Genomic DNA, 14,998 nt, shown 5'->3' on the forward strand with positions numbered 1-14,998 from the left:
GTGGCGTGGTGGTGCGCGCGGGCGGGGTCGGTTCAAGACGGTGGTGGGTGTGCTGCTGACCGGGGTGATGTTGTTCCCGGTGTACTGGATGTTCAATGCTTCTTTCACCAGGGATCAGGACCTGCGCCGCAGTCCGCCGTCGTTTGTGCCGGTGCACGGGACGCTGGAGGGGTATCGGGCGGTCGTCGATCAGCAGCTGCCTTACCTTGGCACCAGTCTGGTCGTCGGGCTGGCTACTGTCGTCCTGACGCTGCTGGTTGCCGCTCCTGCGGGTTATTCGCTGGCGAAGCTGCGCCCGCGCGGGGCCGGGGTGCTCTCGTTCGTGTTGTTGGCGGCGCAGATGATTCCGGGGATCATCATGGCGATGGGTTTCTACGCGATCCTGCTGACGGTCCATGCCATCAATACCCTGCCCGGTTTGGTGATCGCGGACTCCACGATCGCGGTGCCGTTCGGGGTGTTGGTGTTCACCGCGTTCATGCGGGCGATTCCGGAGGAGTTGATGCAGGCGGCGCGCACCGATGGCGCCGGGCCGGTGCGCACGTTCGTCTCGATCGTGCTGCCGCTCTCGCGCAATGCGTTGGTGACGGTGTCGTTGTTCACGTTCCTGTGGGCGTGGTCGGATTTCATCTTCGCCAGCACTCTGGATGAGGGTGGGGCGCGTCAGCCGATCACGTTGGGGATCTATCACTACATCGGTAACAACAATCAGCAGTGGAACGCGATCATGGCTACTGCCGTGGTCGCCTCGATCCCCGCCACCGTCCTGCTGATCCTCGCCCAGCGTTACGTCGCCGCCGGAGTCACCGCCGGCGCCGTCAAGGACTAGGCCGTGTTTGAAACGGCCCAGCCTCCACCACGAAATGAGAGAAACCCGCTGATGACCGTCGCCCGCACCGGCCCGGCCTTCTCCGTCCAGGACATCCCGTTCAGCTATTCGGGGTCCTGGTTCAACATCTCACCGGTGACAGCTCAGAACACGTATGCCGACGACCTGCACCTGGTCTCGCATCAGACCCGCATGCATCCGGTCCTGCGCTTCGTCCCGATGCTCGGTGGCGCACGGGTCGAAACCCGGGTCGTCGCGACGCCGGCGCTGCTGGCCTGGACTCTGGACGGCGAAGCGGGCGAAGGGGCCGGCGACGGTTCCAGGCGGATCGAGCTGGTTTATGAGAACGCTGATACAGTGCGGTTGAGGGGGGATGGTCTCGGCCTGCGCCTGCTCGCGGCGAATCCGACGCTGACTCCGTTCAGCGGCACCTACCTCTACCGCGACCCGGTCGACGGCGCGCACGTGTTCACCGCCTACGAGACGGGTCGCCGTTACCGGGTCACTGTCCTGTCCGGCCGCCCGGTCGAATCCGGCGGGGTCCATGACCTGGGCACGAGCGAGCGCGGGCTCGGTATGTCCGAGCGCGACGGCATGTGGGAGATCGCCGTCGAGGAATTCGACAGCGCCAGACGCCCTTACGCGCGCTCCGGCTCCTTCGGCGAGGTCGCGGATCGCACCCGCGCGACTTTCGAATCGTTCCTCGAAGCCGTGGCTCCCTGGCGCAGCGCGCGCACTCCGGCGGCCGAATCGGCCGCCTACGTCCTGTGGTCGGCCACCGTCGAGCCGCGCGGATTCCTCAAGCGGCCGGCGGTGCTGATGTCCAAGCACTGGATGGACAAGGTGTGGAGCTGGGACCACTGCTTCAACGCGATCGCGCTCGCCGAGGGGGCGCCGGGGCTGGCCCGGGACCAGTTCCAGGTTCCGTTCGACCACCAGGACGAGACGGGCGCGCTGCCCGACTCGGTGACCCACTCCGAGGCCCTCTACAACTTTGTCAAACCCCCGATCCACGGCTGGGCGCTGCGCAATATCAGGGCCCGGCTTCCCGAGCCGCTGGAGCCGGGCGAACTGGCCGAGCTGTACCGGCGGCTGGAGCGCTGGACAGAGTTCTGGCTTACCGCCCGGTGCGCCCCGGACCAGGTCCTGCCGCATTACCAGCACGGCAATGACAGCGGTTGGGACAATGCCACGACCTTCGACCCCGAACGGGTCATCCAGACCGGCGACCTGGCCGCCTTCCTGATCCTGCAGGCGCGCGCGCTGGCCGATCTGGCGGACGAACTGGGCGACTCGGCAGCCTCGACGCGCTGGGCCGGCGCCGCCGACCGGTTGCGCGCCGCGATGCTCGCGCAGTTGTGGACCGGCGAGTCGTTCGCGGCGCGCGGCGTGCACACGGGCGCGAGGTGGACCAGCGGCAGCCTGCTCGATCTCGTGCCCGTGGTGCTCGGTGCGGAACTGCCCGAGGACGTCCTGGCCGCTGTCGCGCAACGGATCAAGACGCACCTGACCGAGTTCGGCCTCGCCACCGAATCGCCGTCCTCACCGCACTACCAGGAGGATGGTTACTGGCGCGGCCCGATCTGGGCACCGAGCACGATCCTGATCGAGGACGGCCTGCGCCGCGGCGGGCACACCGACCTGGCCGACGAGATCAGCGCCCGGTTCCGCGGGCTGTGCGAGCGGTCCGGATTCGCGGAGAACTTCGGCGCCCAGACCGGAGCCCCGCTCAGGGACCGGGCGTACACGTGGACCGCCAGCGCCTACCTGATCCTGGCCGCCGCTCACGAGCGGCGGACCGCGCGACGCCGGGAAATGGCTCGGAGCGAATGACGCGAATGACGCGCATCAAAGCCTGCTGATTCACCGACCGGCTGTGGCACGTCCGGCATGACCGGTACGACGTGAGTCGGCGCCATTTGGTGCGCACTGTGGTACGCGCAGATAGCGACGTAGCGTCCCTGTGTCCGTAGGCGCACGTACGACGCACTGACCTGCTTAGGTTCGTTGCTCGTCGTCCCGCTGTTATTCCCGCCGACGGCCACCGACCGCTCGCCCGACGCGGTCGCCGCCGCACCGCGCGCCGGCAGCATCCCCGCGATTTCTGCCAACAGCTGTGGATCTTGCGCGAGTACCTTACGCAGCTGCAAGCGCAACCCCGCCAGCGCATCCGGATCCGCAGGAGCCTGCGCCAATTCCGCCACCGCGCCCTGCAGCGCATCCGGCCGCGCCGAGCGATGCCACACCCGATGCAGCAACCGCCGCCCCAACCCGACCGTCGCGTCCGCGGCCGCATCCTCCACCCGCGAGAGCACCCCCGCCCCATACGCGGTCACCGCCGCGCTCATCACCGGCAACGCATCGGCCAGCACCGCCTCAAGCTCCGACACCGTCCCACCGCCCATCGACTCGGCCCGACACCACGTCAGCGCCCTGAGCCCAGCGTAGCCACCACCACCCGCCCACACCCGCGAACACGAAAACGACGCCCCGAGCCCAGAAATACCCACGGGACACCGAAGGCCCATTCGCGGTCTTAGTGCGTAAATCAGAACACGCCGACTGAAGAACCCACAGGCCCCGGGCGCGCGACCTGCCGAGCGCGCCCGGGGCCGCGCGCGGAGAGCCGGGCGAGCGTGTTTTCGGACATTGAATTGCGCACGGTGATGGTCACCGCGTCGGCGCGGTAACGGTCGTCCGACCACTCCAGGGCGACACCGCTGGGCGAGGTGGTCACCCGGCGCTGGCGCAGCAGCGCACTGCCCCGGCGGACACCCAGCAGTTCGGCCTCCACGACGCCCGCGCTCACGGCGTCGATGCGGTGATCGGCATGAGCGTAAACGAAACCCGACTCGGTCAGCCGCTCGGTGATCGACCCCTCGGTCAACTCCATCGCGAGTACGTGTTCTGCGAGGATGCCGGCGTAGAGGGTGCGCTCGACCATCACCGCCACGCCGTCGAGCAGCCGGACCCGCCGCAGATCCAACACCTCCTCGCCGAGCGGCGCGTTCAGCCGCTCGACATCGGCGCCGGTGACGCGGCGCACCTCCTTGTGCAGCACCCGCGCCGAGGGCACGTGCCCCTGGCTGACCGCCCACATCGAGAAGCTCTGCATCTCGGCGAAACTCTGCGTCGGCACCGCGCCGACCACCGTGCGCCGCGCGCCCTGGCGGTGGGTGACCACGCCCTCCCGCTCCAGCAGCGCGACCGCCTGCCGCACGGTGCCGCGCGCGACGCCGTAACGGGCGGCCAGTTCGCCTTCGGACGGAAGGAGCGAACCGATCGGGTACTCGCCCCGGTCGACGGCGAGCCGCAATTCGGAAGCGATCTGCAGGTAACGCGCGGACATACCGGATCCCCCTGTCTTCGCTCAGGCGCCTCGGTTCGCGTGTGCGCTGGAGCCTGGCGAGCATAACGCCGAGATGACGGCTCCGGGCACCACCGGAGAGACGATCGCCGCGCGTCCCAGCCGCGCACAGCGGCTCTTCGTGCGAGTAGAGGGTGTTATTGCGCGCGGCGACGCGAAGCCATCGCGCCGTGTTCACCTCTCGGCCATCCGAACCGGGCTTACTTCCACTTGTCCAGACAGGTTACCGAAGCGATTTCGGGCTGGTCTGGGTGCCCGGCCCCAACGAGCAGTTGCGGTCGGTGGCCGACTGCTCGCCGCCGCCACCACCGTCCACGACCGCGACCGGCTCGCCGAAGCCGGCGCGACTTACCTGATCGACAGCGCGGCCCGGCTCCCCGCGCTGCTCGACGGTTCGTTCCGGTCACACACGAGGCTCGACCCGCTCGAATCCACGTCAACCTCCGCACACTGCGCACCGACGAAAGAGGCACCCTGAGATGAACCGCATCGTCAAGCTCGCGTCGCTGGCCGCGGGCGTCGCGCTCGCTGCCGCCGCCTGCGGGAATTCGACTCCGGCCGGCGCCTCGGCCGGCTCCGCCGGCTCCGGCGGTGCCGACTGGTCCAAGGCGACCTCCGCCGCGGCCGACGGCGGCATGACCGCCCTGGTCGCCGCCGCGAAGAAGGAAGGCCAGCTCAACGCCATCGCGCTGCCGCGCACCTGGGCGAACTACGGCAAGCTCATGGACGACTTCTCGAAGAAGTACGGCATCAAGATCAACGATGCGAATCCGGACGGCTCCAGCGGCGACGAGATCAACGCGCTCCAGCACCAGAAGGGGCTGTCCTCCGCGCCCGACGTGGTCGACGTCGGCAATTCGCACGCGCTGCCCTACGTGAGCCTGTTCGCTCCGTACAAGGTGCAGACCTGGAGTGACATCCCGGACTCGCTCAAGGACTCGAACGGCGCCTGGTACGGCGACTACGGCGGTTACATCACGATCGCCTGCGACGCCTCGAAGCTGTCCGGTGCGCCGTGCCCGAAGACCTTCGCCGACCTGAAGGACCCGGCGCACGCCGCCGCGTACAAGGGCAAGGTCGCCATCAACGGCGACCCGACCAGCGCGAACGCCGCGTTCAGCGCCGTGTGGGCGGCCGCGCTGGCCAACGGTGGCTCGCTGGACGACATCCAGCCCGGCGTCGACTTCTTCGCCAAGCTCAAGTCGCTCGGCGTCTTCAACGCGACGCACTCCACCGAGTCGACCATCGAGCAGGGCTCGACCCCGATCGCGATCGACTGGGAGTTCAACAACTCGCAGTACGCCGCCGACCTCAAGCCCAAGGGCGTCGCCCTGACCGTGACCGTGCCCTCCGACGGCCTTTACTCGGCCTACTACGACCAGGCCGTCAACAAGTACGCGCCGCACCCGGCCGCCGCGCGGCTGTGGGAGGAGTACCTGTACTCCACCACCGGCCAGAACGACTTCATGGGCGGTTTCGCGCGGCCGGTCGAGTTCACCGCGATGCAGAGTGCGAACACGCTCGACGCGACCGACCTGGCGAACCTGCCGCGGGTGAACGGCACGCCGCAGTTCCCGACCGCGAAGCAGTTGACGAACGCGCAGAACGCCGTGACCGCCAAGTGGGCCTCCGCGCTCGGCTGACCGCCGGCCCGGGCGGCAGCCGTGCGGACGGTTGCCGCCCCGACCCTTGCGGCACAGGCCGTTTCCGGCCCCGGCCGCACGCACCGGCCCGGTGCGCAACCCACGCCTGCACATCTAAGGAGCCTCATATGGCGGTCACCACCGATCCGCCGCTCGCGGGCGCGGTGGATCCGGCGCCGACGCGGCGCGGCCTGCGCCGACCACGCGCGCTCGGGGCGTGGGCCGCGGTCGCGCCGCTGCTGGTCTACTGCGCGCTCTTCCTCGGCCTGCCCACCTGGGCGCTGCTCTACGAAGCCGTCCGGCGAACGGACCCGGCGACCGGAGTGACCTCGTTCACCGCGCGCAACATCGCCGAGTCCTGGAGCGGCTTCTACCTGACCGCGATGTGGGGCTCGCTGCGGCTTTCCCTGCTGACCGCGCTGATCTGCGCCGTCGTCGGGCTGATGACCGCGCACACGATCGCGCAGTCGCGCGGCCGGATGCTCAGGCAGGCGGTGCTCACCGCCTCCGGGGTGCTGGCCAACTTCGGCGGCATCCCGCTGGCCTTCTGTTTCATCGCGGCCGCCGGGACCGCGGGCGAGGCCACCGGCCTGATCCGCAGGATCGACCCCGGATTCGCCCTGGACACCTTCACCGGCCTGGTACTGGTCTATCCCTACTTCCTCATCCCGCTGATGGTGCTGACCACGATGCCCGCGCTGGAGGGTCTGCGGCCGCAGTGGCGCGAGGCGGCCGCCGGGCTCGGCGGCTCGGCCTGGGACTACTGGCGGCACGTCGGGGGGCCGATCCTGCTGCCGACCCTGCTCGGCGGATTCGTGCTCTGCTTCGGCAGTTCCTTCGCCGCGTACGCCACCGCGCAGGCGCTCGCCGGCGGAACGGTTCCGCTGATCACGCTGCGGATCGCGTCCGTGCTGTCGGGCAACGTACTGGCCGGGCAGGAGAACCTCGGCATGGCGATGAGCCTGGACACGATCTTCATCTGTGCCCTGATGATGGCCGTCTATCTGCCGCTGCGGGCGAGGAGTGCGCGATGGCTCGACTCGTGACCGGCGAGGTCGCCGAGGACCGCGGCGGCCCGGAAGGCGGCGGCCCGGAAGGCGCCGCGCCTGAGGGCGGCGGCCCGGACCGCGCCATGCCGGAAATCGCCGCGCCGGACCGCGCCGCCTCCCCGGGCCGCGCCGTCGGCGCTCGGTGGTCGGCGCGCGGCGGTGTCACCGGCCGCCTGTCCCGCGTGCGCTGGTGGCGTGCCGCGATCCTCGGCGTCGTCGGGATCTACCTGCTGGGGCCGCTGGTTTCAGCGCTCTGGTTCACCGTGTACAACCCGCGGCTGCGCGAGTTCAGCCTCGCTCCCTACGGGCAGCTGTTCGGCGCGAGCGGCTTTCCGGCCAGCGTGCGCATGACGTTCCTGCTCGCGCTGACCACGATCGCGCTGGAATTCGCGCTGCTGGTCCCGGCGATGGTGGCGATCCGGCTGCGGCTGCCCCGGCTGCGCGGCGTCGTGGAGTCGATCGCCATGGTCCCGCTCGTGGTCTCGCCGGTCGCGCTGACCGCCGGCGTCTCAAGCGTCCTGGGCTGGGGCCTGAACGATCAGGGCAGCTGGATCTTCCGCCTGGACGCAGACCTGCAGAGCCAGTCCTTCCCGCTGATCCTGCCGTTCGTGTACGCGATCCTGGCGCTGCCGTTCGCCTTCCGCGCGCTCGACGCGGGACTGCGCGCCGTCGATCTCAAGATCCTGGTCGAGGCCTCCCGCGGCCTGGGCGCCTCGTGGCCGATCGTGCTGTGGCGGGTGCTGCTGCCGAATCTGCGCGCCGGGATGCTGTCCGGGGCCGTGCTCACCCTCGCGCTGGTCTTCGGCGAGTACACCGTCGCCTCGATCCTCGGCTTCGTGCCCTTCGCGGTCTGGATCGTCCAGGACGGCCAGGGCAGCGGGCAGCTGCCGATCGCCGTCTCGCTGCTCAGCCTGCTGCTTTCCTGGGCCGTGCTGTTCCTCGTCTCCTTCCTCGGCGGCCGCCGCGCCGCCGCCGTCACCGACCGGAGTTCCTGATGCCCGCCGCCGGACTCGAACTGAGCGCACTGCGCCGCTGCTACGGCGCGGTGCGCGCGCTGGACGGACTCGAGCTCGCGCTCGCCCCGGGCGAACTGGTCGCGCTGCTGGGCCCGTCCGGTTGCGGCAAGACCACGGCGCTGCGGATCGTCGCGGGCTTCGAGCGCCCGGACGCGGGCGCGGTGCGGCTCGACGGCGCGGACATCACGCCGCTGTCCGCGGCCAAGCGCGACATGGGCATGGTCTTCCAGTCCTACAGTCTCTTCCCGCACCTGACCGCGGCGCAGAACGTCGCCTTCGGCCTGCGGCTGCGCAAGACCGCCGCGCCGGCGCGCGCGGCCCGGGCCGAGGAACTGCTGGAACTGGTCGGCATCGGCGGCCACGGCGCCCGCTACCCGCACCAGCTCTCCGGCGGCCAGCAGCAGCGCGTCGCGCTCGCCCGCGCGCTGGCGATCCGCCCGAAGGTGCTGCTGCTCGACGAACCGCTCTCAGCCCTCGACGCCCAGGTCCGTCTGCAACTGCGCGACGAGATCCGGCGCGTTCAGCTCGACCTCGGAATCACGACGCTGTTCGTGACGCACGACCAGGAAGAGGCGCTCTCGATCGCGGACCGGGTCGCGGTGATGCGCTCCGGCCGGCTCGAACAGTGCGCGGCGCCCGCGCAGCTGTATCAGCGCCCCGCGACCGCGTTCGTGGCGCAGTTCGTCGGCACGATGAACCGGGTGCGCGGCACCATGGTCGACACGGATCTGGTCGAGGTGGCCGGGCACCGCCTCCCGGTCGACGGCGAGCGGCCGGTCCCCGGCACCAAGGTCGAGGTCCTGCTGCGACCGGAGGCGGTCGGGCTGGAGGCGGTGCCGGCTCGCGCGGCCGCGGACCCCGCGGTGGGCACGGTGCGCACCGCGACCTTCCTCGGCGCGATCACGCGCATCGCGGTGGTGCTGGAGGACGGCACCCAGGTGAAGGCGGATCTGCCCTCGCACCGGGCGTCCGAGTTCCCGGCCGCGGGCCGCGCCCGGCTGGTCCCGGCCGCCAGACCCGTCCTCGTCATCGAGCCCTGACGAGGCCGGGCCGGTCGTGTTCGCGCGGCGTACACCCGCGCGCAAGGCAGTGGGCCGAAAGGCGAATAAGGGACGAATGCTCGCCGATCGGGCTTGCGCGCGGCCCGGTAAAACAGCACGCTGCGACCTTGGGCCGGCCGGTGAAGCAGCCGGGTTCCGCGCCCACAGTTCTCCCAGGATTTCCACGATTTCCAGGAGTCGCATATGCGCAGTAGGTTTCTCGCTCTGGCCGTGGCCGCGCTGATGTCGATCGGCGGCGTCGTCGCCGCGGGCGGGTCGCGGCAGTCCGCCGCGGCCGCCACCGGGCCGTGCGGCACGTTGACCACGGCACCGACGTACACCCACGTGATCTGGGTGTGGATGGAGAACCACAGCTACAGCGACATCATCGGTAACTCGCAGGCGCCGTACATCAACTCGCTGGCGAGCGAGTGCGGGCTGGCGACCAACTACCACAACGTCTCGCACCCGAGCCTGCCGAACTACGTGGGGGCCGTCTCCGGACTGGCCGTCAGCTCCCTGAGCCAGTTCGACACCGACTGCGGCCCTTCGAAGCGGTGCAGCACCTCGGCGGCGAGCATCTTCGGCCAGGGCGAGAGCTGGAAGGCGTACGAGGAGTCGATGCCCTCGAACTGCGACAAGTCCAACTCCGGCAATTACGCGGTGCGGCACAACCCGCCGCCCTACTTCACCTCGCTCAGCGGCTGCTCGACCTTCGACGTGCCGTATACGCAGCTGGCCACGGACCTGTCCGCGGGCACCCTGCCGGCGTTCTCGTTCGTCACGCCCAACGTGATCGACGACATGCACAACGGCACCATCGCCGACGGCGACACCTGGCTGGCGCACGATCTGCCCACGATCCTCAACAGCGCCGAGTACCAGAGCGGCACCACCGCGGTGTTCCTGACCTGGGACGAGGGCAGCAGCGGCTCGAGCGGGGAGAGCTGCGCAGCCAACACCGGTGACCAGAGCTGCCACGTCGCGACGATCGTCATCAGTCCGAGCACCGCGGCGGGCAGCACCTCGGCGACGCTGTTCAACCACTACTCGCTGCTGGGCACCGCCGAGCAGTTGCTCGGGCTGCCGGCGCTCGGCCAGGCGTCCTCGTATCCGACCCTCACCTCCGCGTTCAACCTCTGACGCAGCTCCCACCGTCCTCTGACAGTGCTCTGACAGTGCTCTGACCGGGTGGGCCGCGGCGGTTGAGCGGCCCCGCGGCACGGATGGCCTACCGCGCGCCGGGGACGACCCGGCGCGCGGTCCGGTGTCCCGCTGTACAGGGTCGGCGGGTGCGGTTCCGGAGCCCGTACCGGGTCTGCGACCCGCACGAAGACGTCCCATTCCGATTCCGGTCACGCGCATTTCGGGTGCAGTACACGCGCGCAGCATAGTTTCACGGCCGTGGCTTCCGATGTTCGCGACCTTGAGCTGGATCCGGCACCCGCGGTCGAGGCCGGCGCAGACCGCAGAAGGCCGACGCTGGTGCCGGCGCGCTCGCTCGCCCGGCTTCGGGCGCGGCTCGGCCTCGGCGCGATCGAGGACGACGCGCTGCGCACCTGGCTCGTCTCGCGCGCCGCGCTGGTGCTCATCACCTGGGCGGTGATCTGGACCGGTTTCGGCGCGGTGGCGAAGAAACCGCACGGTTGGGCCTCGGTGTGGCAGCGCTGGGACTGGCTGCGCTACTACGGCATCGCAGCACATGGATACTCGCTGCGTTCACGGCACGGCGCCTCGATCGCGTTCTTCCCGGGGTATCCGGGCATTCTCTACGCCGTGCACCTGGTCTTCCGCTCGTGGGTGTACTCGGGCCTGCTGATCTCGTTCGTCGCCGGGGCGATCGCCGTCGTCGCGCTGAGCAGGATCGTCGCGCTGGAGGCGGCGGCACGCGGCGAGACGGGAGAGCGCGCGCGCACCGCCGTGCGCGACGGGGTGGCCCTGTTCGTGTGGGCGCCCGCGGCGGTGTTCCTCGCCGCCGGCTACACCGAGACGCCGTTCCTCGCCTGCTCCCTGTCGGCCTGGCTGGCGGCTCGCCGGGAGCGCTGGCTGACGGCCGGAGTGTTGCTGGCCGGCGCCGCGGCGATCCGTGTCAACGGCCTGTTCGTACTCGCCGGTGTCGCGGTGCTGTTCCTGCAGAGCCGTCCGCGCGGGCCGCGCGGGTGGCTCAGGGGTTGGCCGCTGGCGCTCCCGCTGGTTCCGGTCGCGGCCTTCATGACCTACCTGCATTCGCTCACCGGCGACTGGAACGCCTGGGAGCACGCCGAGCGGGTCGGCTGGAACCGGCACCTGTCCTATCCCTGGCACACCTTCGCGAACACCTGGCACTACGCGTTCGGGCACTATCTGCCCGCGGCGACCGCCTGGGAGTACCAGGTCGAAATCCTCGCCACGGCGGTGGGGCTGGCGCTGGTGGTGTGGCTGGCCGTCAGGCGCCGGTGGGCGGAGTTCGTCTACGTCTTGTTGTCGGTCGGCACCCTCGCGACCTCGCACGTCTACCTCTCGGTACCGCGGGAGATGCTGACCTGGTGGCCGCTGTGGGCTGCGCTCGGCGTGTGGTGCGTTCGACGGCCCTGGCTGAAGACCGCCTACCTGACGGTCTCGACGCCGATCATGTTCACCGTCGCATACCTCTTCCTCACCAACCGGTGGGCCGGGTAGCGCTCGGAGAGTCCGGACGGTCGGCGCTCGCCTCGCCGGGGAGCAACACGAGCTTGCCCCGCGCCTGGCCGCTCTGGCTGATTTCGAGCGCGGCGCGCCACTGGTCGAGGGGGAAGGTGCGGGCGACCGGAATGGTGAACCGGCCGTCGGCGGCGCGCCGGGCGTAGTCGCCGAGCACGTCGAATCGCCGCGCTGCGGGCTGGTCGCCGTCGAAGCTGGTGCGCACGCCCAGTTCGCGGGCGGCGGCGAAGTCGGTGACGGTGAGCACGCGGCGCGGATCACCGCCCGTGATCCGGACGAGTGCGGGCAGCGCGCCGCAGGGCGGTGCGGTGTCAAGGACCAGATCCACCGGTCCACCGGCCGCCGCGGTGACCCGCTCGGCCATCCCGTCCCCATACGCGGTCACCGTCGCGCCCAGTGCGCGAAGGCGTTGCGCGTAAGTGGCACCGGCGCTGGCGAACACGCGCGCGCCGCGGAGCAGGCCGATCTGAACCGCGGCGAATCCGACCGTCGTCCCGGCGCCGTTCACCAGCAGCGTCTGCCCCGCTGTGACGCGCAGCCCTTCGATACTGCGGTACGCGGTCTCGACCGCCATCGGCAGCGCGGCGGCCTGGACCGGGTCGAGGCCGGCGGGAAGATGGGCCCAGTGGTCCATGATCGCGAAATCGGCCGCGCCGGCGCTGTGCCCGCCGGCGTAGTCGGCGCGGCCCAGGACGCGGTCGCCGGCGGCGACGCCGGTGACGCCGTCACCGACCGCGTCGACGGTCCCTGAGACATCGAGGCCGATGCCGCGCGGAAGCCTGCCGGGGAACAGCCCGCTGCACAGGGCCCAGTCGGCCGGGTTCAGCCCGCACGCGTGCACGGCCACACGGATGCGACCGGGGCCTGGATCCGGCACCGGGACCTGCTCCATCCGCAGCACGTCGGCTGTTTCTCCGTACTCGTGGAAGCGGATCGCGTTCATGGTGGCGATGGCAACTGCGGTGGCAGGTGCGGGGGCGGTCGCGTTGGTGGCAGCGTTGGTGGCAGCGTTGGTGGCGTGAGTGTCCATGCTTCTTGTCTCCAGGGAGCGGTCTTGGAAAGCCGCCGGGCAGCGTCGGTGGGGATGTCGGCCGGCGGCGTCGGGGACGCACGTAGCGACAGTCTCTGTCGCTACGCTTCAGCCTAGCACGTAGCGACAGAGACTGTCGTTACGGGTTTCGGTGCGTGCGCGGCACGTGGTGCTGCCCGCCCCGCGCTCTTGATGTCAGCCGCCGGCGCTACCGCTCTATACTGGCGAAATGCCCCGCGACGGAGGTCCGGCGCGCCTGCGCCTTCGGCAAGCAGCTCTCGAACTCTACGAGCAGCGTGGCTTCGACCAGGTGACCATCGCCGAGATCGCGGCCCGGGCCGGCGTCACCGAGCGCACGTTCTACCGGCACTTCGCCGACAAGCGCGAAGTCCTCTTCGACGGCGAAGCAGCCCTGCGCGACGTCCTGGTCGCCGCTGTGGCCGACGCGCCCGGGGACCTCGAGCCGCTGCCCACGCTGCTGTGGTCCTTCCGCTGTGCCGCCTCGCTGTTCGAGGGCAACCGGCGTTTCTCCGAACCGTTGCGACGCGTCATCGCCGACACCCCGGCCCTGCGCGAGCGGCAGCAGACGAAGACCGCCCTGCTGACCGAGGCGCTGGCCGCAGCCCTGCGTGAGCGGGGCACCGGTGAATCGACGGCTGCACTGGCGGCCCAGGTCGGCATGGCGGCCTTCAGCCAGGCCGCCGCGGCCTGGTTCCGTCAACCGGATCAGGACCCCGACAAGCTGCTGGCCGACGTCGTCGAGGATCTGCGCGCTCTCACGGCGCCCCTGGCCGCGAAAGGACCCCGGGCACGCCCGGATGCCGCGGTCCGCGGCGCGGCGGCCGTGCGACGTTAGCGGCCGCCCCTCAGCACGCGCTACTCAGCGCGTGCCGTCTGTGCTGCCTGCATCGCCCGCGCCGCCTGCATCGCCCGCATCGCCCGCGCCGCAGGTGCCAGCCGCGCCGCCCGCGCCGCAGGTGCCAGCCGCGCCGCCCGCGCCGCCCGCGCCGATGAGCCGGCGGCGAACCGCCGTCCACGCCTGCGGATCGGTGATCCGGCGGCCGTCGACCAGAGTCCTGATACCGGGCAGGTCGTCCGGGGTCAGCTCGCGGTACTCCCGATGGTCGCTCTGCACGATTGCGGCGTCGACCGGCGAGCCCGGAACGTAGGGCTCGAAGCCGAGCGCGCGAATCTCGTCCTCGGTGTACATCGGGTCGGCGACGAACGCCGCGGCGCCGCGCGCGCTCAGGGCCTCGACGGTGGGGAAGACCCCTGAGAACGCGGTCTCCTTGACCCCGCCGCGATAAGCCACGCCGAGCACGACGACGCGGGCCCCGTCCAGACCGCCGTGCTCCGCGGCCAGGAGCTCGACCGCGTAATCGGGCATGGCGGCGTTCGACGCGCGCGCCTCGCGCACCACCGCGGCATCAGGGTCATTCCACAGATACATCCGCGGGTAGACCGGGATGCAGTGTCCGCCGACCGCGATGCCGGGCTGGTGGATGTGGCTGAACGGCTGACTGTTGCAGGCTTCGATGACGTCCGTGACGTCCACGCCGATCCGGTCGGCGTAACGCGCGAAGGTGTTCGCCAAGCCGATGTTCACGTCCCGATAGGTGGTCTCGGCCAGCTTGGCCAGTTCGGCCGCCTCCGCGCCGCCCAGGTTCCACACCCCGTTGGGCCGGGCCAGATCACGGCGTTCGTCGAACTCGAGCACCTGCTCGTAGAAGGCGACCCCGCGCTCGGCGCTGGCCGCGTCGAGCCCGCCCACCAGCTTCGGGTAGCGGCGCAGGTCGGCGAAGATCCGGCCGGAGGAGACCCGCTCCGGACTGAACACGAGGGCGAAGTCCCGCCCCGCGACCAGGCCCGAACCGGCCTCCAGCATCGGCGCGAACCGTCCACGGGTGGTGCCGACCGGCAGCGTCGTCTCGTAGCTCACCAGGGTTCCCGGGCGCAGCCCGGCCGCGGTCGCGCTGGTCGCCGCGTCGAGCGCGCCGAAGTCGGGCACGCCGTGCGCGTCCACGATCAGCGGGACGACGATCACGACGGCCTCGCACCCGGAGACCGCGGCCACGGCCTCGGTGGTCGCGGTCAACCGGCCTTCGGCCACCACCTGCTTGAGGGCCTCGTCCAGGCCGCTCTCGCCGGGGAACGGCGCGAGCCCGGCGTTGACGAGTTCGACGACGCGCGGGGCGATGTCCACTCCGACGACCTGGTGGCCGCGTCCCGCGAACTGGACGGCGAGCGGCAGGCCGATCTTACCGAGGGCGAAAACACAGATCCGCACGAGACTTCCGATCGCAGGAAACGAGAATCAGAACTGAGAGATACGGCGGGCAGGCGGG

General features: G+C 70.6%; 12 protein-coding genes and 1 pseudogene. 9 read left to right on the top strand and 4 right to left on the bottom strand.

Features of this window, described 5'->3' with window-relative positions; all coding sequences use genetic code 11:
- Both KGA66_RS24265 and KGA66_RS24270 read left to right on the top strand, forming a co-directional pair.
- On the top strand, positions 1–829 hold an 829-nt coding region (locus KGA66_RS24265), incomplete at its 5' end, for a carbohydrate ABC transporter permease (protein ID WP_312887058.1).
- 51 nt (positions 830–880) lie between these two features.
- Positions 881–2,662 carry an amylo-alpha-1,6-glucosidase gene (locus KGA66_RS24270; RefSeq protein ID WP_211471003.1) on the top strand — a complete coding sequence of 594 codons (1,782 nt, stop codon included), beginning with the start codon at positions 881–883 and terminating at the stop codon, positions 2,660–2,662.
- On the opposite strand, the gene KGA66_RS24275 is transcribed toward KGA66_RS24270, so the two are convergent.
- Both KGA66_RS24275 and KGA66_RS24280 read right to left on the bottom strand, forming a co-directional pair.
- Positions 2,614–3,219: a hypothetical protein gene (locus KGA66_RS24275; RefSeq protein ID WP_211471005.1), complete on the bottom strand. Its 606-nt coding sequence runs from the start codon at positions 3,217–3,219 to the stop codon at positions 2,614–2,616. The two genes, KGA66_RS24270 and KGA66_RS24275, sit on opposite strands and share 49 nt — an antisense overlap.
- Positions 3,220–3,377: 158 nt before the next feature.
- Positions 3,378–4,178, bottom strand: coding sequence for a GntR family transcriptional regulator (locus KGA66_RS24280; RefSeq protein WP_211471007.1), 801 nt, complete (start codon positions 4,176–4,178; stop codon positions 3,378–3,380).
- A 497-nt stretch (positions 4,179–4,675) separates the two neighbouring features.
- Between KGA66_RS24280 and KGA66_RS24285 the strand changes: the two genes are divergently transcribed.
- The 6 genes from KGA66_RS24285 (at position 4,676) to KGA66_RS24310 (ending at position 11,602) form a co-directional block, all read left to right on the top strand.
- Positions 4,676–5,839 (top strand): ABC transporter substrate-binding protein, encoded by a 1,164-nt coding sequence (locus KGA66_RS24285; RefSeq protein ID WP_211471009.1) that lies wholly within the window; start codon positions 4,676–4,678, stop codon positions 5,837–5,839.
- A gap of 128 nt (positions 5,840–5,967) precedes the next feature.
- On the top strand, positions 5,968–6,885 hold the full coding sequence (locus KGA66_RS24290) for an ABC transporter permease (protein ID WP_211471011.1): 918 nt from the start codon (positions 5,968–5,970) through the stop codon (positions 6,883–6,885).
- A complete protein-coding gene (locus tag KGA66_RS24295) occupies positions 6,870–7,883 on the top strand; it encodes an ABC transporter permease (RefSeq protein WP_211471013.1) in 1,014 nt (337 codons plus the stop codon). Before KGA66_RS24290 ends, KGA66_RS24295 begins: the two co-directional genes overlap by 16 nt.
- Positions 7,883–8,944: an ABC transporter ATP-binding protein gene (locus KGA66_RS24300; protein WP_211471015.1), complete on the top strand. Its 1,062-nt coding sequence runs from the start codon at positions 7,883–7,885 to the stop codon at positions 8,942–8,944. The genes KGA66_RS24295 and KGA66_RS24300 overlap by 1 nt, the downstream gene beginning before the upstream one ends.
- A 204-nt stretch (positions 8,945–9,148) precedes the next feature.
- Positions 9,149–10,087: an alkaline phosphatase family protein gene (locus tag KGA66_RS24305; RefSeq protein WP_211471017.1), complete on the top strand. Its 939-nt coding sequence runs from the start codon at positions 9,149–9,151 to the stop codon at positions 10,085–10,087.
- 261 nt (positions 10,088–10,348) lie between these two features.
- Complete coding sequence (locus KGA66_RS24310; protein WP_211471019.1) at positions 10,349–11,602, top strand: mannosyltransferase family protein; 1,254 nt, start codon at positions 10,349–10,351, stop codon at positions 11,600–11,602.
- On the opposite strand, the gene KGA66_RS24315 is transcribed toward KGA66_RS24310, so the two are convergent.
- A complete protein-coding gene (locus KGA66_RS24315) occupies positions 11,580–12,566 on the bottom strand; it encodes an NADP-dependent oxidoreductase (RefSeq protein WP_369015953.1) in 987 nt (328 codons plus the stop codon). The genes KGA66_RS24310 and KGA66_RS24315 overlap by 23 nt on opposite strands.
- A 316-nt stretch (positions 12,567–12,882) precedes the next feature.
- On the opposite strand from KGA66_RS24315, the gene KGA66_RS24320 reads away from it, so the two are divergent.
- On the top strand, positions 12,883–13,509 hold the full coding sequence (locus KGA66_RS24320; RefSeq protein WP_211471023.1) for a TetR/AcrR family transcriptional regulator: 627 nt from the start codon (positions 12,883–12,885) through the stop codon (positions 13,507–13,509).
- Positions 13,510–13,659: 150 nt separating this feature from the next.
- Here KGA66_RS24320 and KGA66_RS24325 read toward each other — a convergent pair.
- Positions 13,660–14,940 (bottom strand): annotated as a pseudogene (locus KGA66_RS24325) (nucleotide sugar dehydrogenase); the annotation flags it as partial.
- Between the last annotated feature and the right edge of the window lie 58 nt (positions 14,941–14,998).

Origin of the sequence: Actinocrinis puniceicyclus, from assembly GCF_018283645.1 — a bacterium.
Lineage (GTDB): Bacteria > Actinomycetota > Actinomycetes > Streptomycetales > Catenulisporaceae > Actinocrinis > Actinocrinis puniceicyclus.

Coding starts and splice junctions, on each gene's coding strand:
- KGA66_RS24320 (WP_211471023.1), top strand. CDS start 12,883: ATGCCCCGCGACGGAGGTCCGGCGCGCCTGCGCCTTCGGCAAGCAGCT.
- KGA66_RS24285 (WP_211471009.1), top strand. CDS start 4,676: ATGAACCGCATCGTCAAGCTCGCGTCGCTGGCCGCGGGCGTCGCGCTC.
- KGA66_RS24280 (WP_211471007.1), bottom strand. CDS start 4,178: ATGTCCGCGCGTTACCTGCAGATCGCTTCCGAATTGCGGCTCGCCGTC.
- KGA66_RS24270 (WP_211471003.1), top strand. CDS start 881: ATGACCGTCGCCCGCACCGGCCCGGCCTTCTCCGTCCAGGACATCCCG.
- KGA66_RS24305 (WP_211471017.1), top strand. CDS start 9,149: ATGCGCAGTAGGTTTCTCGCTCTGGCCGTGGCCGCGCTGATGTCGATC.
- KGA66_RS24295 (WP_211471013.1), top strand. CDS start 6,870: ATGGCTCGACTCGTGACCGGCGAGGTCGCCGAGGACCGCGGCGGCCCG.
- KGA66_RS24315 (WP_369015953.1), bottom strand. CDS start 12,566: ATGAACGCGATCCGCTTCCACGAGTACGGAGAAACAGCCGACGTGCTG.
- KGA66_RS24300 (WP_211471015.1), top strand. CDS start 7,883: ATGCCCGCCGCCGGACTCGAACTGAGCGCACTGCGCCGCTGCTACGGC.
- KGA66_RS24290 (WP_211471011.1), top strand. CDS start 5,968: ATGGCGGTCACCACCGATCCGCCGCTCGCGGGCGCGGTGGATCCGGCG.